Genomic DNA, 19,543 nt, shown 5'->3' with positions numbered 1-19,543 from the left:
ATATGTGAAAATTATCCTATCTGAACATATAAATAAATTTGGATAAAGAAAACAAAAGTAAATTAGAAAATCTATTAAAAAAGGTTGCCTATGTGAGGGAATTAGAAATCTGTAGTTTAAATATAAAAACGAATCATAATCCAATTGTTATAGAAATTACTATAAAAAAAACTAATGGCAATGATATTTCACTTGATGATTGTGCCCTATTTAACACTCCTGTATCTGAAGAGATAGAAAATTCAAATCTTTTAAATTGTTCATATGTGTTAGAAATTAGTAGTCAAGGGGTCAGTGATGAATTAACCTCAGAAAGAGACTTCAAAACTTTTAAGGGTTTTCCAGTTAATGTTGAGTTAAACCAGAAGAATTCAAAAATAAAACTTCTGCAAGGTTTACTTTATGAAAAGTCTAAAGAGTATTTAGCCATTAACATAAAAGGTAAAATAAAGAAAATACCTTTTGATGAAGTACTAAAGATTAGTCTTTGTACATTAAAAGATTAATTATTTTCAACCATTATTCATTTCCCATCATAGATGGCATTAGTTATTCTCCCAGGTTTAAACAATCTCATTGAAGATATTAGTGAGGAAAAAAAGTTGCCTCCTAACATCGTCGAAGCCGCTTTACGCGAAGCTTTACTGAAAGGATACGAAAAATATCGAAGAACTTTTTACATTGGAGTTAATGAAGATCCATTTGATGAGGAGTACTTTAACAATTTTGATGTTGGATTAGATCTTGAAGAAGAAGGCTATAGAATCTTATCGAGTAAGATAATTGTAGAAGAAGTTGAGAGCGAAGATCATCAAATATCTCTTGTAGAAGTTAAACAAGTCGCTGATGATGCTCAAATAGGAGACACAGTTGTTTTAGATGTTACCCCAGAGAAAGAAGATTTTGGGCGAATGGCTGCTTCAACAACAAAACAAGTTCTAGCTCAAAAATTAAGGGATCAACAAAGAAAAATGATCCAGGAAGAATTTGCAGATTTGGAAGACCCTGTTTTAACTGCAAGAGTTATAAGATTTGAGAGACAATCAGTAATTATGGGAGTTAGTTCGGGTATAGGCAGACCTGAAGTAGAAGCAGAACTTCCAAAGAGAGACCAATTACCAAATGATAATTACAGAGCAAATGCTACTTTTAAAGTATTTTTGAAAGAAGTTAGCGAAATAGCCAGAAAAGGGCCGCAACTTTTTGTAAGTAGAGCAAATGCTGGCTTGGTGGTCTATTTATTTGAGAATGAAGTACCAGAAATTCAAGAAGGTACAGTAAAAATTGTTGCTGTTTCAAGAGAAGCAAATCCTCCTTCAAGAGCTGTAGGACCAAGAACCAAAGTAGCTGTTGATAGCGTCGAACAAGAGGTAGACCCTGTGGGTGCCTGCATTGGAGCTAGAGGCGCAAGAATTCAACAAGTAGTGAATGAATTAAGAGGAGAGAAAATTGATGTTATTAAATGGTCATCTGATCCCATACAGTATATTTTAAATTCCTTAAGTCCTGCCAAAGTAGATTTAGTAAGGCTAGTTGACCCAGAAGGGCAACATGCGCACGTACTAGTTCCCCCTGATCAATTAAGTCTAGCAATAGGTAGAGAAGGTCAAAATGTAAGACTTGCCGCAAGATTAACTGGGTGGAAAATTGATGTTAAAAACTCACATGAATATGATCAAGAAGCTGAAGATGCTGAAGTCTCTGAATTAATTGCTCAGAGGGAAGATGAAGAGAATCTCCAGCGAGAAGCCGAGCTAAGATTAGAAGCAGAACAAGCTGAGCGCGCTGCAGAAGATGCAAGATTAAGAGAGCTTTACCCTCTTCCAGAAGATGATCAAGAATATGGAGAAGATCAATACGAAGGTGAAGACTTTTCAGATACTGATCAACAAGATAATCTTCAAGAAATAGAAGTCGCCGCACAAGAGGAGAAGAAACGGTGATACAAAAACCCCCTGTGATGCGTGTATGCATTTCATGTAAAAAAACCTATGACAGGAAAAATCTTTTCAAGATCACCAAAGACTATAGGCAAGGCATCATGTTACAGAAGGGAATGGGGCGATCAGCTTACATTTGCAAGTCAAAAAACTGTTACTCAGATTCGAAAATCAAAAAAAAGCTTCAAAAAGCTCTTAAAACTATTTTAGAACCTGAGTTTATTGATATTTTTGAAAAAGAAATTACAAGCTACAATTACTAGCCCAATTAGGGAATATAATTAAATTAAATCCTCTTTAAGTTCAAAAGAGTACAAATCAGATTAAATGACTATCAGCGATAAAATCAGAGTTTACGAACTTTCCAGAGATTTAAATCTGGAAAATAAAGATATATTGGATGCCGCTCAAAAACTTTCAATTTCAGTAAAAAGTCATAGCAGTTCAATAAGTGCAAACGATGCAAAAAAAATAAAAAATCTTATTAATAAGAAGAATTCAGATAAAAAAATACTTTCCATCAATAAACCTTCAATTAAAAAAGATAATCACAAACATAACAAAGAAGTTAAATCTTCTAATATCCATTCAGAGAAAGGTAAAACTATTAAAGAAAATTCCAACAAAAAGCCATTATTGATAAAACCTACTAATAAGCCTGAGAGTCTAAATATAATTTCAAATAAACCTATAAATCCAAATAAACCCAATATTATCAATGGTTCAAAATCTCAAGCAAATGATACAAGTAAAAAGATAAATACTAAGCCTTCACAAAATCTCAACCAAGGGAAAAAAACTTTCCTAAATAACGCAATCCCACCCTCTAAAAGTCCAGCAAAACCACCCATTGAACTAATTGCAAAGCCTAAAAATATTAGTAGTGGGACTAAATCAAATGAATTTCCCAAAAACACCCAGAATTCATATAATAAAAGACAACTATCAAACAAACCTGATCAAAACACTAATAAATCAAAAAATTTTAATAATAGGATTAACACTCCTGAGCTCGTAGGAGCTCCCATAAGAAGAGACGATCCCAATAAGCAAAATAATAATAATAAGCAAAACAATTCTTTTAAACAAACTATCCCCAATAGACCAAGTTCTCCCAACAAACCTGGTATAACTAACAAACCTGGTATAACTAATAAACCTGGTATAACTAACAGACCTGGTGCTCCTAGCAGACCAGGTATGCCTAATAGAGCTGGTGCTCCTAGCAGACCAGGTATGCCTAATAGAGCTGGTGCTCCTAGCAGACCAGGTATGCCTAATAGAGCTGGCGGTCCTAACAGACCAGGTATGCCTAATAGAGCTGGTGCTCCTAACAGACCAGGTATGCCTAATAGAGCTGCGGCTCCTAACAGACCAGGCATGCCTAATAGACCTGGTGCTCCTAGCAGACCAGGTATGCCTAATAGAGCTGGCGGTCCTAACAGACCAGGTATGCCTAATAGACCTGGTTCCAAATTCAATGGGCAAAAGTCTTCTGGGATCAGAAAACCAGTATCACCTAATGAACTTTTGCAACTTCAAAAAACTAATAAATCTGAGAAAGACAAACCCGGCCATAACAATAAGGAAACACAAAGTATTGAGTCACCTAAGCAGAATGTAAAAGCTCCGAACACTCGTCCAAATGCTACCCCGAGTTCAAAAAAACCACCTCATAGAACATTTTCTAATAGTTCGAAAAAACCTGGAAAAACAGATTGGGATGATAGCGCGAAATTAGATGCATTAAGGAATAAAAATCCCCAGAAACAGAGACAGAAAGTTCATATTATCGGAGATAATGATGATTCATTAACATCCGAAACTAGTGGATACTCAGGCGAGAAAGTTTCAATATTATCAGCTAGTTTGGCACGTCCAAAGAAACAAAATTCTGATGAGAATAAATCTCAGAAACCTGCAAAACATTTAAAGAAGAAGAAAAAAGAGACCACAAGACAAAGGCAAAAGAGAAGAGCTATGGAATTAAAGGCTGCTAAAGAAGCCAAGCAAGTAAGACCAGAGATGATAATAATTCCAGAAGATAATTTAACGGTTCAAGAATTAGCTGATAAATTAAGTCTTGAAAGCTCCGAAATAATCAAATCTCTTTTCTTTAAGGGAATAACAGCAACCGTAACTCAATCACTAGACTTGGCAACTATAGAAACAGTCGCGGAAGAATTTGGAGTACCAGTTTTGCAAGATGATATTCAAGAAGCTGCTGAGAAAACAGTAGATATGATTGAATCTGAGGATATTGATAATCTAATCAATCGGCCACCTGTGATTACTGTAATGGGCCATGTGGATCATGGTAAAACAAGTCTTCTAGATTCCATCAGAGAATCAAGAGTAGCTTCAGGAGAAGCAGGTGGGATAACTCAACATATAGGAGCTTATCAAGTTGAATTTGAACATGAAACTAAAAAGAAAAAATTAACTTTTCTTGATACCCCTGGTCATGAAGCTTTTACCGCAATGAGAGCAAGAGGCACAAAAGTTACTGATGTAGCTGTGCTTGTAGTGGCAGCAGATGATGGTTGCAGGCCCCAAACACTTGAGGCCATTAGTCATGCAAGAGCTGCAAAAGTACCAATTGTCGTTGCAATAAATAAAATTGATAAAGAAGGTGCATCTCCAGACAAAGTCAAGCAGGAACTATCAGAAAAAGATTTAATTGCTGAAGATTGGGGAGGAGATACTGTGATGGTCCCAGTCAGTGCACTGAAAAAACAAAATATAAATAAATTGCTCGAAATGATTTTATTGGTTTCAGAAGTTGAAGATTTACAAGCCAATCCTGACAGAGCGGCAAAAGGAACAGTTATTGAGGCCCATCTAGATAAAGCAAAAGGACCTGTAGCTACTTTGTTAGTACAAAATGGTACCTTAAAATCGGGAGATGTTTTAGCTGCAGGTTCTGTCCTAGGAAAAATTAGAGCAATGGTTGACGAACATGGTAACAGAATCAAACAAGCAGGGCCCTCTTACCCCGTGGAAGCACTAGGATTTAGCGAAGTCCCAACAGCAGGCGATGAATTTGAGGTCTACCCAGATGAGAAAACTGCTCGAACTATTGTGGGGGAGAGAGCAACAGATGCTAGAGCTACAAAATTAGCTCAGCAAATGGCCTCTAGAAGAGTTAGTTTATCTTCCTTATCAACTCAAGCAAATGATGGAGAATTAAAAGAGTTAAACCTAATTCTTAAAGCTGATGTCCAAGGTAGTGTTGAAGCAATACTGGGATCATTAGAGCAATTACCAAAAAATGAAGTTCAAGTCAGAGTCCTACTCTCTGCTCCAGGAGAAATAACTGAGACCGATATAGATCTCGCAGCCGCCTCAGGATCAGTAATCATTGGGTTTAACACCACATTGGCCTCTGGAGCAAAGAGAGCAGCTGATGCTAATAATGTGGATATAAGAGAATATGAAGTAATCTACAAACTCTTAGAAGATATTCAGTTAGCCATGGAGGGTCTACTAGAACCTGATCTTGTAGAAGAGTCATTAGGTACAGCAGAAGTTCGAGCAACTTTTGCGGTTGGCAAAGGAGCTATCGCAGGTTGTTATATACAATCTGGGAAATTACAAAGAAATTGCTCTCTTAGAGTTATCAGATCAGATAAAGTTATTTTTGAAGGTGATTTAGATTCTCTAAAAAGATCTAAAGATGATGTAAAAGAAGTAAATACCGGATTTGAATGTGGAGTTGGCTGCGATAAATTTTCATCTTGGATTGAGGGAGACATAATCGAAGCATTCAAATTTGTTACTAAAAAGAGAACATTAAGTAAATAACTTAATGTTTACTACATTAATTTTTTTTTCTTTCAAGGAATAATAAAGTCGGAAATAGTATGCAAGCACTCAATTGTATTAAAAGATTATTTTGCTGAAATTCACTTCCATTTGTAAATCTAAAAAGCATTATTAGAAGTCCCAAAAATGCTGAGCCACTAAAAGCTATCCAAAATATTTTTCTTAACCCCTTAAATGGGGCTTGGGATTCCTTTAATAATTTTTTTTTTAATTCGGGATCTATTTTTGACATAAATTCTATTAAATATAAAATTAAGTCTATATGAAAAAAACAATATTTAAATATTGCCGATATAGCTCAGCGGTAGAGCAACTGTTTCGTAAACAGTAGGTCGTTGGTTCAATTCCAATTATCGGCATTTCAAAGGCAAATTAAAACTGGCATGATTAATAGATTACTCAAATTTCAATTTCTTTTAAAGCTTTTTGTTTTTTTTCCTCTCATATTTTATTTCGGCAAAAGAAGTTACATTGCTTTTGATGAAGGATTTTATGCATTACAAGCTAGATGGATTTTGGATAAAGGCAATTGGATAATTCCTCTTTGGTGGGATGAATTTGTGTTGGATAGAACAATAGGATTACAGTTTTTAATAGCTAAGGCACAAGAAATCTTTGGAAGAAATACTTTTTCTGTATATTTACCAACAACAGTTGCAGCAATATTGATGCTATTCATAACTTACAAATTACATGAAGAATTTTTTAATAAAAAATATGCAATCATATCTCCACTCATACTTTCTACAACATATCTATGGTTTGACTACTCGCACTTAGCCACTCAAGATATTATTTATTCTTGTTTAGTAACTATAGGGATATTTTCTTTAGTCAAAATAAAAAGCAAAGATAATAAATTCTATATTTTGCTTTTTGGTATTTGGATTGGCTTATCTTTTATGATGAAAACTTTTCTAGTCTTTGTACCCCTAATATCACTCTTTCCATATTTGTACATTAAAAAAGATCTTTTATTAAGTAAATTTTTTTGGCTTGGACTACTTATTGGATTTATTCCATATTTATTTTGGGCTATGTCAATTAACCCTTACTTAGAAAAAAATATTATTCTTTACTTATTCGATAAATTTAACATTCTCTCTAATCAAAATACTTTTACTAATCCTATATATTATTATCTTTGGAATATTCCTGCTACATTTTTACCATGGAGTATTTTTGCAATTATTGGCACAGTCCGAAATATTGCTGAAAGTAAAGATAAAAAATATTTACTTTCATTTTTCCCTTTAATATTGATAGCAATTCTAAGTATTTTTTCTACAAAAACTCCCTACTATAGTCTTCAGATTTCCTCTATATTCGCACTTAATGCTTATGTAGGAATAAAGTGGTTATTCAACTCTAAAAAATATAAACTATTTTTTTTATTTATTACGTCAAAAATAATTCCATTATTTACAGTCGCTTTAACTGTCGCGTATTATTTTTTCTTTAAAGATACAAGTTACTTCAACTTTAAAGAAAATACATTCGTAATTATAGGATTATTATCTTTCGGACTCTCTTGGTCATTCATAAAAAACAAACAGTCATTTAAAGAAATATTAATAACTCTTTTAATAGGTCCTTACCTATTAACTTCATTTTTATTGCAATCAGGATTATTCACTGATAGATCAAGAGAGCTAAGAGAAGCAATGGAATATGTAACATCTTTAGATGAAGTAAAAGATAAGGTTATCAAAGTTGATAAATCAGGTATAAACAATTCTTTATCCCAATCAAAAATCATACGAATTTCATTATTAACCCCTAAATTAGGAAAAGGGTTAGAGGAAATAGATCTGTTAAACAAATCTGAACTAGCATGGTCAACTAATTCAAAAGAAACAAAAAACAATAATAATTCTTACGAAGTTATTTATGAAAATGATATTTTAAAACCATGGAAATTAATATTAAAAAAGTAGATAATTTAAATTAAAAAAGTGCCATTATCAATCAGTATGAAGTAATGAAATCAATAAATTCTTGGAATTTAACGAATAATAAACTTCATCAATTATTCAAAAACAATAACGAATTTATTTCGATTAAGGTAAGGGGTAATACCTGGGAGCCAATAACTAGGTGGCTAAGATTAGATTCAAGAATTTTTAGAGAAACTACTAGCAAAGCAAGAATAACCTTATGCGATATTGAATCTCTTGCAGAAATTTATAACTACAGATCAATTAGATGGAAAGCAAAGAAATTAACTCCTTTACCAACTAAACTAATTCCACAATCTATAAAAAATACTTTCCGCAAACTTCCAATAATAAAACAACTTGCTTATGAACTAGAAATAGTTTTTTACAAATACAATGAATATAAGTCAAATCATTTAATAACAATAGTAATTCCTGCTAGAAATGAAGCTGGGAATAAAGAACTTTTAATAAACGCATTAAATAAATTTAAAAAAATACCTAATAAATTAGAAATCATATTTGTTGAAGGCAATAGCAATGATAATACCTATACAATGCTTAAAGAGTTAAAGGAAACTTACTCAGATTTCTTCAAGATATCTCTCTTAAAACAAACTTCAAAAGGGAAGAAAAATGCTGTTGTAGAGGGATTTAATATTTCCTCCGGTGAAACTCTTGCCATAATTGATAGTGATTTCACTGTAGATATTGATGACAGTATTGCAGCAATAATGGAATCAACTAAAAATGAAAATATATTAATTAATTGTGCCCGCACAACTTTCCCAATGGAAAAAGATGCAATGAGGTGGGCTAACTATATAGGAAATAGACTCTTCGCAATACTTTTATCAATTCTCATAAATAAGCCCGTATCAGATTCACTTTGTGGAACAAAAGTTTTTTCAAGAAAATTCTTTAAACTTATGAAAGAAAACGGAAGTTGGGATTCAAAGTCTGACCCATTTGGGGACTTCACAATTATATTTGAAGCAGCAAATAATAATATCAAAATTCTTAATTATCCAGTTAGATATTATGCTAGAAAATCTGGGGCTCCCAATATATCAAGATGGATTGATGGATTGAAACTTCTCAAAGTATGTTGGATTTATATGATTTCTGATCTTTGAATTCAAAAAAATTTTCAATTGTATTTTCTAAAGATTTTTAATTTCGCCAAATTAGTAATAAAGTAGTTAGATTCTAAAGGATGTTAAATTCAAAATTTTTTCAAGGCATGAATTTTAATTTTGACTTTAAAAAATTAAATAAAAAAAATTTCCAAAGAGAACACTATGGAAAAATTCTTACTGTAAGACTTCCTTGTAATCCAATATTTCCCATAGGACCTATTTATCTTGCTGACCACATTCACAAATGTTTCCCAAAAATTGAACAACAATTTATTGATCTAGCAATCATTCCATCTAATAAAGTTTCCAAATATTTAGCAAGAAAAGTTGATCAATTTAGGCCTCATCTTATTATTTTTTCATGGAGAGACATACAAATTTATGCGCCTGTCGATGGTAGAAGTGGAAATCCCCTACAAAACTCTTTTGAAGTTTTCTATTCAAAAAATATCTTTAAAAAAGTTAGAGGTTCTTGGGGAGGTTTAAAATTAATTGCATCTCATTACGGAGAAATATATAGAAATACTTCTTTAGTCAAGATGGGACTCAAAAGAGCTCAAAAATACAATAAAAATGTAAGAGTAATCTTAGGCGGTGGAGCTGTTAGTGTTTTCTATGAACAATTAGGAAATTTATTACCAAAGGGAACTATTATTTCTATTGGAGAAGGAGAAAATCTAATAGAGAAAATAATTAGGAATGACTCGATAGAAGAAGAAAGATGTTACTTTGCTGGACAGCAGCCTCGAAACAAGTTGATACATGAACAACCTTCAGGCACTATTAAAACAGCCTGTAACTACAAATACATAAAATCCATATGGCCAGAATTTAATTGGTACATAGAGGGTGGTGATTACTATGTAGGAGTGCAAACAAAAAGAGGTTGTCCTCATAATTGTTGTTTTTGTGTTTATACGGTTGTTGAAGGTAAACGAGTGCGTGTTAATCCTGTAAATGAAGTAATCAAAGAAATGAAGCAATTATATGATCTTGGAGTCAGGGGATTTTGGTTCACAGATGCGCAGTTTATCCCAACTAAAAAACATATAGAAGATGCAAAAATACTTTTGCAAGCTATAAAGGATCAAGGATGGGATGACATTAATTGGGCTGCATACATCAGAGCAGATAACATAGATGCTGATCTTGCTCAACTTATGGTGGACACAGGCATGAGTTATTTTGAAATAGGTATCACTTCAGGATCCCAAGAACTTGTAAGAAAAATGAGATTAGCATATGACCTTGAAACAGTGTTAAATAATTGCAGAATGCTAGTCAAATCAGGCTTTAAGAATCATGTTTCAGTTAATTATTCATTCAATGTTTTTGATGAAACGCCAAACACCATAAGACAAACTATTGCTTACCACAGAGAATTAGAAAATATTTTTGGTAAAGGCTTAGTTGACCCAGCTATATTTTTCATAGGATTGCAACCACATACTCTTCTTGAAAAGTACGCATTAGATAATAAAATTTTGAAGCCAAATTACAATCCTATGAGCATGATGCCATGGACAGCTAGAAAACTTTTATGGAACCCAGGAAGTTTAGGGAAAAAACTTGGTGAGGTGTGCTTAGAAGCTTTCGATAATAAAGAAGATGAATTTGGTAAAACAGTTATCAATATTCTCGAAAGAGAATATGGTAAGTCTTCCTTAAAAGAATCATTAAAAGTACGTCCTTTATCTCAAAGAAAATTAGCTCATTCAAAATAATAATTTTACCTAATATTAGTCCTCTTTTTCAATTGAACTTGAAATCCCCTTTGATTTTAATGATTCTGAATAAAATTCTGCTGGTTCTAGATCACAAACAATTACTAAACCAACACCAGTATTATGCGCCTCTAGCATTATAGAAATAGCATCTTGTTCGCTTAGTTGAGGTACAACTTCTCTTAGTGAGATAGTTACATACTCCATAGAATTAACTGGGTCATTATGAAGTAATACCTTATATTTGGGAGACTTATTTTTTAATTCCGCAGGTTTCTTTTCGATTACTGCAGAATTACTATTTAAACCTTGTTCAGAGTTTATTGATAACATTAATTTTTTGTAAGATAATTAATAACAATAATAATAAATATTATATATCAATTATTCTTTCCATTGCTTCAATAACATTTGATCGCGAATTAAAAGCTGATAAACGAAAATAGCCCTCTCCTGATAATCCAAATCCGCTGCCAGGCGTTCCCACGACACTTACTTTTTGAAGGAGAAAATCAAAAAAGTCCCAAGATGTCATTTGATCAGGAACTTTGATCCAGATATAAGGAGCATTATCACCTCCGTATACTTTATATCCCGCAGTTTGAAGTTTGTTCTTCATAATTTTTGCATTTTCCATATAAAAATCAATTAAACTTTTCACCTCTTTTTTACCTTCCAGAGAATAAACAGCCTCTGCTCCTCTCTGAACGACATAACTTACTCCATTGAATTTTGTAGATTGTCGCCTATTCCAAAGAGACCATAATCCTATTTCCTCGTTTGTTGAGCTGGAACCTAAAAGATTTTTAGGTATCACTGTGTAGGCACATCTTACTCCTGTAAATCCAGCATTCTTTGAAAAAGATCTAAATTCAATAGCACAATCCTTTGCCCCCTCAATCTCATATATTGAATGAGGAATATCCTTATCTTGAATAAATGCCTCATAAGCTGCATCAAACAGTATTAGAGATTTGTTTTGAAGAGCATAGTCAACCCATTTTTTCAATTCATTTTTAGTTACCGTGGCTCCTGTTGGATTATTTGGAAAACAAAGATACAAAACATCAACTTTATTTTTAGGTAATTCTGGAAGAAAATTATTTTCTTCATTTATCGGAAGATATATTAATCCTTGATAAGTTCCATTTTCAAGAGCATCACCAGTTCGTCCAGTCATGACATTACTATCAACATAAACGGGATAAACAGGATCCGTTACAGCAATTGAATTATCCTTTCCAAGGATATCTAAAATGTTGCTACTGTCGCATTTCGAACCATCTGAAACAAATATTTCTTCAGGTGAGATTTTACAGCCTCTTGAAATAAAATCATGCTCCGAAATTTTTTCTCTAAGCCAAGAATAACCTTGTTCCGGTCCATAGCCTCTAAAACCTTCAGTTGTTCCCATATCATTTAAAGCTTGAGCCATCGCATCTCTACAAGCCCTAGGTAAAGGCTCTGTAACGTCTCCTATTCCAAGCTTAATTATGTTTGAACTATTATTTGATTGAGAATATATTTTTACCCTTTTAGCAATTTCAGGAAATAAATAGCCAGCTTGGAGTTTTAAATAATTTTCGTTTACTTGAACCACTTTTAAAAGACTTAATCAATACAAGGATAATGGATTAACGTGCTTAAGTGGTGATTAGATGTTAATATTATTGTAGTTATGATTAAAACAAGAAATGATCGTAGCTATGAATTCAATTTCAAATAGTTTGAAAGTCGTCTAAAGCTTTATAAATAGCAGAATAAAGTTGCTATTAATTTTAATTTTAAAAAAGTAAATAATAAAAGTCATAAACAGCTGCTTTATTACAAGAGAAAACAAACTATTTTTATATGATTTTCAAAATTAAAACCATTCAGAATTAATTATATGTCTCAGCAAATCATCATCGCTGAGCAGGCTCGAATTGCAGCACTACTCACAGATGAACGAGTTGATGAATTGATCGTCGCACAAGGTCAATATCAAATTGGCGATATTTTTTTAGGGACAGTTGAAAATGTTCTACCAGGTATTGACGCTGCTTTCATAAATATTGGAGAAAGTGATAAAAATGGATTCATCCATGTATCAGATCTTGGTCCATTAAAACTCAAAAAAGGAATATTTGGAATAACTGAATTACTTGAGCCAAAACAAAAAGTTCTAGTGCAGGTAATTAAAGAACCCACAGGATCTAAAGGTCCTAGACTTTCTGGAAGTATTTCAATTCCTGGAAAGTACTTGATATTACAGCCATATGGTCAAGGAGTGAATATCTCCAGAAAAATAAATAAAGAAACGGAAAGAAATCGTTTAAAAGCTCTTGGTGTTCTGATAAAACCGCCAAGCACAGGTTTACTTTTTAGAACAGAGGCAGAAGAGATTAAAGAAGAACTTCTCATTGAAGATTTAGAAAATTTAATTGAACAATGGGAAGAAATTTTAAGAGTCTCTGACACTTCTAATCCGCCAAATTTAATAAAAAGAGATGATGATTTTTCTCTTAAGATTTTGCGAGATCATATTAAATTATCAACTAAAAGCATAATTATCGATAGTAAGTTTTCAGTTGAAAGAGCTAAAGATTTCTTAAATAATTTTGAGTCTAATGTAGATATTGAATTTCATAATAACGATTTAGACCAGCATATTTTAGAAAAGTACGAAATTAAAAAAACCATTCAAAAAGCTCTTGAAACCAGAGTAGATCTTCCTTCAGGGGGATATATAATTATCGAACCAACTGAAGCGCTTACAGTAATTGATGTAAACTCTGGATCATTTACTAGATCTGCCAACTCACGGCAAACAGTTTTGTGGACTAATTGCGAAGCAGCAGTTGAAATTTCAAGGCAAATGAAATTAAGAAATATAGGTGGAGTGATAGTAGTAGATTTTATTGATATGGAATCTAGAAGAGATCAATTCCAGTTACTTGAACATTTTACCTCGGCGATAAAAGATGATTCTGCGAGGCCTCAGATAGCCCAGCTTACTGAATTAGGTCTTGTTGAGTTAACCAGAAAAAGACAAGGACAAAATATATATGAATTATTCGGTAAGAAATGTTCTGCATGCAATGGTACAGGCCATGTAGAAAATCAGCTGAATTATGAAATCTCTAAATTAAAAATTAAAAATGTTGTAGAAAATCCTAATGAATCAAAAGGTATAAAACAAGTAGATATAGATACTTTTCAATCAACGGATAAGCAGGAAAAAATAGTTGAGAAGGAATTCCCTAACCCCAAGAGCCTAAAAAAAGAAATTACTACAAATAAAAGAGAAAATGAAAGTGATGATTTGAACGCATTAAATTCAAAAGAAAAAAATATAATTACTGTAGATCTCACAAACGATGAAAAAATTGTATTTAGTCGATTAGGAATAAATCCACTTATTAAATTAGGGAAAGAATATCTCACCAGCAATAATTTTGTTCGTTTAAAGGAAATTAATAATGAGAAGGAAAAAACTCCAGATAATAAAAAAACAACTGTAAAAAAAACAAAGAAAATCTCAAAATCTAGAGAACCAGGAGAAATTGCGACTAATATTGAAGAAAATGCAACCTCAAAAGATCAATCTACAAAAAAAATTAATGAGAGTGAAGGATTTGTTTTATCAGAAAAAAAAGATGAAATTGAACCGACAGATGAGATAAACAATGCTAGAAAAAAAAGAAGAAGGTCATCTGCGAGTATTGAATAAAATATTCGAAGTTGGAATAGATGAAGTTGGAAAAGGAGCAGTTTTTGGTCCAGTTTTTTCAGCAGTTGTAGTATTAACTGAGACAAATAAATCCACTCTAAAACAATTTGGAGTGATGGATAGTAAGAAATTAACTCCAAAAAAAAGGAAATTACTTTTTCCGAAAATTTTATTACTTTCCTCAGACTATGGACTTGGGCAATCCTCTGCCAGGGAAATAGATCATCTAGGAATCAGAGTTGCAACCGAACTTTCAATGATAAGAGCTTTAAAAAAATTAAAAAACAAACCATCTGAACTATTAATTGATGGACCCTTATTATTGAGGCCATGGAATGGAATTCAGAAAAATATAGTATCGGGGGACTCGAAATTTACCGCAATAGCTTCAGCAAGCATTATTGCAAAAGTATGTCGAGACAATCTAATGGAAAGATTAGAAAAAAAATACTCAGGATACTTAATATTTAAAAATAAAGGTTATGGGACAAAAAAACATCTTTCAATTATCAAAGAAAATGGAATAACTAATCTTCATAGGAAAAGCTTTTTAAAAAAATCAAATCTTATTTAATTCACACCAATCTAAAAAGTCCTTAACTAGTTGCTGTTGAACCCTTGATTTTATACCCAACAAAATTCCATTTAATACTGAATGACCAGTAGATTCCAAAATCTTTTTTGGGACCAGCTTTAGCAGAGGAGGTTGGCTTACAGATACCCCTAGAAGTGCCTCTCCTTCTAATCCAAGATCAGTTGCTTCCAAATTCGCATTCAAAATAAGATTAAAGTCATCCACAATACCCAAACCATCTAGTGTACTTTCAAGTGCGCTCATCCTTAAGATTCCATCTTTATTGTCTACCGCAATTGAAACAACAGGGTTAATATCTAATTGGAAAACCTTAAAACTTGTTACTGTATACTTGTACCTACCCACCCCTTCAGGTACCAATTTTTTGGAGTCAAGCATTGCTCCTACAACTCTTTCTTCTTCCAAAAGATATTTAGAAAGATATTCTTTATTTCGTGTTACGGAAAGCTTTAATTTCTGTTTAGCATCAAAAGATAATAGCATTTTTTTATGGCCCTCCAATGCTTATTTGATTTCTTTTTTTCTTACATTTAATCATGCGCAAACAAGTTGCATATTTAGGCCCTAAAGGGACATACGCAGAAAAAGCAGCTCATATATTGTCAAAGCTTGCCAATTTTCAGACACCTATATTTGTACCATGTAATGGGTTACAATCGGTGATTAAATCAATAGCCTACAACAATTGTGATGCTGCAGTAGTTCCTATTGAAAATTCTGTAGAAGGTGGAGTTACAGCAACTTTAGATGCTCTTTGGAAATTTCCTGATATTTTTATCAACAAAGCAATTGTCCTTCCAATAAAACATGCATTAATTAGTGCTGGAGAACTTTCAATTATTTCAGAAGTATTATCTCATCCTCAAGCATTAGCTCAATGTTCAGAATGGTTATCTGAAAATCTTCCAAATGCAATCTCACTTCCAACAAATTCAACATCAGAAGCTGTAAATATGGTCAAGGGAAGTAAATTTAGAGCAGCTATTGGTTCGAAATCATTAATTCAAATTGAAGGACTTAAAGAATTAGCCTTCCCTATTAATGATGTTCCAGGGAATTGCACTAGATTTGTTTTATTGAGCAAAGAATCGAATTATCATGAAGCTAATATTGCTAGTTTTGCTTTCTCATTAATCTCAAATAAACCTGGTGCTTTACTGAAGGCAATAAATTACGTCGCAGATTTTGGGTTTAATATGAGTAAAATAGAGTCTAGACCTTCTAAAAGAGAGTTAGGTGAATACATAATTTACATTGATTTGGAACTAAATATTCAAAGTAATATAAATAATCTCCTTGAATTAAAAAAACAAATTATGCCTCTATGCAAAAACTTTGTAGATTTTGGTAATTATCTTTCTGAAAATGTAGAGTTAAATTAATTTATCCTCTACATTTATATACCCCGAATTCCATTAAACCTTTTCTAAAAGCCCAATTCATAAGCAATATTGTCGGAATTTCTCTAATAGATTTGATTATCGCGAGAGGACCAAGAGATAAGATAGCAAAAGGGCGTCGGATACCTTCAATGATGGAATCGTACCATGAAGGATTTGTATAAATATTCCAATTTTCAAAGATAACTCTTCCTGCACTATTTTTATTCTTTCCGAGAATATTACCAAATTCCTTGATGCTAATAAAGTTAGGATGAACCCACTGCTCAAGTAATTGCTTAAGAACTATTTTTTCCAGAAAAGATGGGGGGGACTCCCTAAGATCTCTTGAATTCCAATCAGCCAATGCCAAAAAACCTCCAGGTCTTAAGGTCCTTAGCATTTCATCTGCAAATTTATTTTTATCATTCATATGCGCACCTGCCTCAACACTCCATACGGCGTCAAAAGATCCATCTGCAAATTTTAAATCTAATGCATCCATAACTTGGAAATTGCAATTCAGCTCATCAGAAGTAAGTTCTCTAGCTCTCTTTACTTGAGCAGGACTAATTGTAATGCCAGTAACATTAAACCCATAATACTTTGCAAGAATCCTAGAGCTTCCTCCTATTCCACAACCTACATCAAGTATTCTGGACCCTTTAGGCAATTTATCTAAACCGCTCCATTTGACTAACTCATGAACAAACTGCACTTTGGCATCTCTAAAATCAATTTTTCGCCCCCCTGGGGAATAAAAGCCCAAATGTATATGCTCTCCCCATAATCTCTCAAGCAATTTGTCCTGAGTCCAAGCATCATAGGCAGATGCCACTGTACCTGAAGAAATATATTTTCTTGGATTAATTATCCATAAAATTGATATAGCTAAGACGAATAAAATCAGTAAGAAAGGGGTTGATAACAATTCAAACATTTAATTTTCTTTGATATCAGGAAAACTTTCTTTCAAGGCCGTCCTTGCTGCAAGTTGTTTTCTTGTGTGATCAAGCATTTCATATTCCCTCTGCAGGCGGGTATAAGTATTTCTTTCCTCTAGAAGTCTTTGCTGTTCTTCTGCAACAGGGCCGCCCAAATGAGCTCCAATCCAAAAAGACAATTCCATAGGATTCTTGGGTAACTTATCGGGTAAGTTTTTTTTGGAATTAGTTAATTTGCCTGTTAAATTTATAACGTCATTTAGTGCTTCTGTAACTGAATCTTTGAGGGCGTCTAATTTTTGAAAGTTATCAATATTTTCATCACTAATCCAACTTACCATCGCCGAACAGAAAGGAGTTGAACGTGTAATCTCTAATACTTGAAATCTTTGTTGTCCTATAGTCACTATATTGCTTCTGCCATCTTCTGCAGTTTGATGTTTGATAATTTGAGCGCAACATCCAATATTAGCCATGCTTTTAGTATTTGGATCCCACTTTATGACCCCAAACATAGAATCAGACTCAAGAACAGATTTGAGCATTATTTTATATCTCGACTCAAAAATGTGTAAAGGTAATACTTCTTGAGGAAAAAGAACAACTTCTGGCAGAGGAAATAAAGGTAATTCCCTTACTAACAGCTCTCCCATTTAAACCTCATTTATATCTATTTATATTAATCAATTTAAGTCTTTTTCGGGATTTTTTAAAGTTTAACTTCTATATCTACACCACTAGGAAGATCCAACTTCATTAGGGCATCTATAGTCTTTGCTGAAGGACTATAAATATCTATTAATCTTCGATGAGTTCTTGTTTCAAAATGCTCTCTTGAATCTTTATCAACATGAGGTGATCTGAGGACACAATAAATTTTTCTTTTTGTAGGTAAAGGTATTGGACCTATTGCTGATGCAGCGGTAGTATCGGCAGTTTGGATTATTTTGTCGCAAGATAAATCAAGCATTCTCCTATCGAACGCTTTTAGTCTTATTCTTATTTTTTGTTGTGCAATTGATGCAGTCATAATTTTGAGTAATTTAGTAAAAGGCCGTTGTTAACCAACGGCCCTCATCTAGTTATTAATATTAGATGATTGAGGTTAAATTTCTAAAATTCAAAAAAATTATTTGAGAATTTTTGAAACAACTCCTGCACCAATAGTACGGCCACCTTCACGTATCGCGAATCGCATACCCTGCTCAATAGCTACAGGACAAATTAATTCTCCTGTCATCTTAATTCTGTCGCCCGGCATAACCATTTCAACATTAGATCCATCATCAGAGGTAAATGCTGTTATTTGTCCAGTTACATCAGTTGTTCTGATATAAAACTGTGGTCTATATCCAGCGAAGAAAGGTGTATGTCTACCTCCCTCTTCTTTTTTAAGAACATAAACTTCCCCTTCAAACTGTGTATGAGGAGTAATAGATCCCTTTTTGACGAGCACCATACCTCTTTCAATATCTTCTTTCTGAACCCCACGTAAAAGTAACCCGACATTATCGCCAGCCATACCTTCATCAAGAAGTTTACGGAACATTTCAACTCCAGTAACAGTTGTTAACCTTGTATCTCTAATTCCAACTATTTCAACTTCTTCTCCAACTTTTACTTTACCTCTCTCAATTCTTCCAGTAGCCACAGTACCTCTACCAGTAATTGAGAAAACGTCTTCAACAGCCATTAAGAATGGTTTATCAACTTCTCTTTCGGGTTCTGGGATGCTAGCATCAACTGCTTTCATTAATTCTTCAATCTTTGATTCCCAAGTAGAATCGCCTTCAAGAGCTTTTAAACCAGAAACTTGAACTATAGGAATATCATCTCCTGGAAAGTCATAACTATCTAGTAGTTCTCTGATTTCCATTTCCACAAGTTCAATAATTTCTTCATCATCGACCATATCGCATTTATTGAGAGCAACTACAAGAGCAGGAACTCCCACCTGTTTAGCTAAAAGAATATGCTCTTTTGTCTGAGCCATAGGGCCATCTGTAGCTGCGCAGACTAGAATTGCTCCATCCATCTGGGCTGCACCTGTAATCATGTTTTTTACATAATCAGCATGTCCTGGACAATCGACATGAGCATAATGTCTGCCTTCAGTTTCATATTCGACGTGAGCTGTATTAATAGTAATGCCACGTTCTCTTTCCTCAGGAGCACCATCAATGTCTCCATAGTCTTGAGCTTGAGCTTGACCTTTTTTAGCTAATACATTTGTAATAGCAGCAGTTAGTGTTGTTTTTCCATGATCAACATGGCCGATAGTACCTATGTTGACATGTGGTTTGTTCCTTTCGAACTTCTCGCGAGCCATTTTGAATTAAAGAATCGAG

The 19,543-nt window shown here is 33.3% G+C and carries 18 protein-coding genes and 1 tRNA gene; 11 read left to right on the top strand and 8 right to left on the bottom strand.

What is annotated here, in order from left to right:
- The first annotated feature begins 38 nt into the window (after nt 1-38).
- From rimP to infB, 4 genes are all read left to right on the top strand, one after another.
- Nucleotides 39-506: a ribosome maturation factor RimP gene (rimP, locus tag JJ842_06560; protein ID MBO6971570.1), complete on the top strand. Its 468-nt coding sequence runs from the start codon at nt 39-41 to the stop codon at nt 504-506.
- A gap of 33 nt (nt 507-539) precedes the next feature.
- Nucleotides 540-1,943 (top strand): transcription termination factor NusA, encoded by a 1,404-nt coding sequence (nusA, locus tag JJ842_06555; protein ID MBO6971569.1) that lies wholly within the window; start codon nt 540-542, stop codon nt 1,941-1,943.
- Nucleotides 1,940-2,203, top strand: a complete 264-nt coding sequence (locus tag JJ842_06550; GenBank protein ID MBO6971568.1) for a YlxR family protein — start codon at nt 1,940-1,942, stop codon at nt 2,201-2,203. Before nusA ends, JJ842_06550 begins: the two co-directional genes overlap by 4 nt.
- A gap of 64 nt (nt 2,204-2,267) precedes the next feature.
- Nucleotides 2,268-5,744: a translation initiation factor IF-2 gene (gene infB, locus JJ842_06545; protein MBO6971567.1), complete on the top strand. Its 3,477-nt coding sequence runs from the start codon at nt 2,268-2,270 to the stop codon at nt 5,742-5,744.
- 16 nt (nt 5,745-5,760) lie between these two features.
- Here the strand turns inward: infB and JJ842_06540 are convergent, their stop codons facing one another.
- A complete protein-coding gene (locus JJ842_06540; GenBank protein ID MBO6971566.1) occupies nt 5,761-5,997 on the bottom strand; it encodes a DUF3493 domain-containing protein in 237 nt (78 codons plus the stop codon).
- Between the two features lie 55 nt (nt 5,998-6,052).
- Here JJ842_06540 and JJ842_06535 point away from each other — a divergent pair.
- The 4 genes from JJ842_06535 to JJ842_06520 all read left to right on the top strand — a co-directional run bounded on the left by JJ842_06535 (nt 6,053) and on the right by JJ842_06520 (nt 10,565).
- A tRNA-Thr gene (locus JJ842_06535) sits at nt 6,053-6,124 on the top strand.
- Nucleotides 6,125-6,148: 24 nt separating this feature from the next.
- Entirely contained in the window at nt 6,149-7,702 is a 1,554-nt protein-coding gene (locus tag JJ842_06530; GenBank protein MBO6971565.1) for a glycosyltransferase family 39 protein, read from the top strand.
- A 44-nt stretch (nt 7,703-7,746) separates the two neighbouring features.
- Complete coding sequence (locus tag JJ842_06525; GenBank protein MBO6971564.1) at nt 7,747-8,838, top strand: glycosyltransferase family 2 protein; 1,092 nt, start codon at nt 7,747-7,749, stop codon at nt 8,836-8,838.
- A gap of 107 nt (nt 8,839-8,945) precedes the next feature.
- Nucleotides 8,946-10,565: a B12-binding domain-containing radical SAM protein gene (locus JJ842_06520; protein MBO6971563.1), complete on the top strand. Its 1,620-nt coding sequence runs from the start codon at nt 8,946-8,948 to the stop codon at nt 10,563-10,565.
- A 15-nt stretch (nt 10,566-10,580) separates the two neighbouring features.
- Here JJ842_06520 and clpS read toward each other — a convergent pair whose 3' ends face one another.
- Nucleotides 10,581-10,898 (bottom strand): ATP-dependent Clp protease adapter ClpS, encoded by a 318-nt coding sequence (gene clpS, locus JJ842_06515; protein MBO6971562.1) that lies wholly within the window; start codon nt 10,896-10,898, stop codon nt 10,581-10,583.
- 40 nt (nt 10,899-10,938) lie between these two features.
- Nucleotides 10,939-12,165 carry an LL-diaminopimelate aminotransferase gene (locus JJ842_06510; protein ID MBO6971561.1) on the bottom strand — a complete coding sequence of 409 codons (1,227 nt, stop codon included), beginning with the start codon at nt 12,163-12,165 and terminating at the stop codon, nt 10,939-10,941.
- 288 nt (nt 12,166-12,453) lie between these two features.
- On the opposite strand from JJ842_06510, the gene JJ842_06505 reads away from it, so the two are divergent.
- Both JJ842_06505 and JJ842_06500 read left to right on the top strand, forming a co-directional pair.
- Nucleotides 12,454-14,277 carry an Rne/Rng family ribonuclease gene (locus JJ842_06505; protein MBO6971560.1) on the top strand — a complete coding sequence of 608 codons (1,824 nt, stop codon included), beginning with the start codon at nt 12,454-12,456 and terminating at the stop codon, nt 14,275-14,277.
- Entirely contained in the window at nt 14,234-14,851 is a 618-nt protein-coding gene (locus JJ842_06500) for a ribonuclease HII (protein MBO6971559.1), read from the top strand. The genes JJ842_06505 and JJ842_06500 overlap by 44 nt, the downstream gene beginning before the upstream one ends.
- On the opposite strand, the gene JJ842_06495 is transcribed toward JJ842_06500, so the two are convergent.
- Nucleotides 14,837-15,355, bottom strand: a complete 519-nt coding sequence (locus tag JJ842_06495) for a DUF1997 domain-containing protein (protein ID MBO6971558.1) — start codon at nt 15,353-15,355, stop codon at nt 14,837-14,839. The genes JJ842_06500 and JJ842_06495 overlap by 15 nt on opposite strands.
- 53 nt (nt 15,356-15,408) lie before the next feature.
- Here JJ842_06495 and pheA point away from each other — a divergent pair, with 53 nt between their 5' ends.
- Nucleotides 15,409-16,254 carry a prephenate dehydratase gene (gene pheA / locus JJ842_06490; protein MBO6971557.1) on the top strand — a complete coding sequence of 282 codons (846 nt, stop codon included), beginning with the start codon at nt 15,409-15,411 and terminating at the stop codon, nt 16,252-16,254.
- A 1-nt stretch (nt 16,255) separates the two neighbouring features.
- Here the strand turns inward: pheA and JJ842_06485 are convergent, their stop codons facing one another.
- From JJ842_06485 to tuf, 4 genes are all read right to left on the bottom strand, one after another.
- Nucleotides 16,256-17,191 carry a methyltransferase domain-containing protein gene (locus JJ842_06485; protein ID MBO6971556.1) on the bottom strand — a complete coding sequence of 312 codons (936 nt, stop codon included), beginning with the start codon at nt 17,189-17,191 and terminating at the stop codon, nt 16,256-16,258.
- Nucleotides 17,192-17,848: an LON peptidase substrate-binding domain-containing protein gene (locus JJ842_06480; protein MBO6971555.1), complete on the bottom strand. Its 657-nt coding sequence runs from the start codon at nt 17,846-17,848 to the stop codon at nt 17,192-17,194.
- Between the two features lie 56 nt (nt 17,849-17,904).
- Complete coding sequence (gene rpsJ / locus JJ842_06475) at nt 17,905-18,225, bottom strand: 30S ribosomal protein S10 (GenBank protein ID MBO6971554.1); 321 nt, start codon at nt 18,223-18,225, stop codon at nt 17,905-17,907.
- Between the two features lie 99 nt (nt 18,226-18,324).
- Nucleotides 18,325-19,524: an elongation factor Tu gene (gene tuf / locus JJ842_06470; protein ID MBO6971553.1), complete on the bottom strand. Its 1,200-nt coding sequence runs from the start codon at nt 19,522-19,524 to the stop codon at nt 18,325-18,327.
- Nucleotides 19,525-19,543: the final 19 nt, after the last annotated feature.

The sequence above is a fragment of the Prochlorococcus marinus CUG1433 genome (assembly GCA_017644425.1).
Taxonomy (GTDB): Bacteria; Cyanobacteriota; Cyanobacteriia; order PCC-6307; family Cyanobiaceae; genus Prochlorococcus_A; species Prochlorococcus_A marinus_U.
This window is presented reverse-complemented; position numbering and strand designations above follow the sequence as displayed.

Excerpts from the sequence above, each read along its gene's own strand:
- nusA (MBO6971569.1), top strand. The coding sequence starts at position 540 with ATGGCATTAGTTATTCTCCCAGGTTTAAACAATCTCATTGAAGATATT.
- infB (MBO6971567.1), top strand. The coding sequence starts at position 2,268 with ATGACTATCAGCGATAAAATCAGAGTTTACGAACTTTCCAGAGATTTA.
- JJ842_06540 (MBO6971566.1), bottom strand. The coding sequence starts at position 5,997 with ATGTCAAAAATAGATCCCGAATTAAAAAAAAAATTATTAAAGGAATCC.
- JJ842_06530 (MBO6971565.1), top strand. The coding sequence starts at position 6,149 with ATGATTAATAGATTACTCAAATTTCAATTTCTTTTAAAGCTTTTTGTT.
- JJ842_06525 (MBO6971564.1), top strand. The coding sequence starts at position 7,747 with ATGAAATCAATAAATTCTTGGAATTTAACGAATAATAAACTTCATCAA.
- JJ842_06520 (MBO6971563.1), top strand. The coding sequence starts at position 8,946 with ATGAATTTTAATTTTGACTTTAAAAAATTAAATAAAAAAAATTTCCAA.
- clpS (MBO6971562.1), bottom strand. The coding sequence starts at position 10,898 with ATGTTATCAATAAACTCTGAACAAGGTTTAAATAGTAATTCTGCAGTA.
- JJ842_06505 (MBO6971560.1), top strand. The coding sequence starts at position 12,454 with ATGTCTCAGCAAATCATCATCGCTGAGCAGGCTCGAATTGCAGCACTA.
- JJ842_06500 (MBO6971559.1), top strand. The coding sequence starts at position 14,234 with ATGCTAGAAAAAAAAGAAGAAGGTCATCTGCGAGTATTGAATAAAATA.
- JJ842_06495 (MBO6971558.1), bottom strand. The coding sequence starts at position 15,355 with ATGCTATTATCTTTTGATGCTAAACAGAAATTAAAGCTTTCCGTAACA.
- pheA (MBO6971557.1), top strand. The coding sequence starts at position 15,409 with ATGCGCAAACAAGTTGCATATTTAGGCCCTAAAGGGACATACGCAGAA.
- JJ842_06485 (MBO6971556.1), bottom strand. The coding sequence starts at position 17,191 with ATGTTTGAATTGTTATCAACCCCTTTCTTACTGATTTTATTCGTCTTA.
- JJ842_06480 (MBO6971555.1), bottom strand. The coding sequence starts at position 17,848 with ATGGGAGAGCTGTTAGTAAGGGAATTACCTTTATTTCCTCTGCCAGAA.
- rpsJ (MBO6971554.1), bottom strand. The coding sequence starts at position 18,225 with ATGACTGCATCAATTGCACAACAAAAAATAAGAATAAGACTAAAAGCG.
- tuf (MBO6971553.1), bottom strand. The coding sequence starts at position 19,524 with ATGGCTCGCGAGAAGTTCGAAAGGAACAAACCACATGTCAACATAGGT.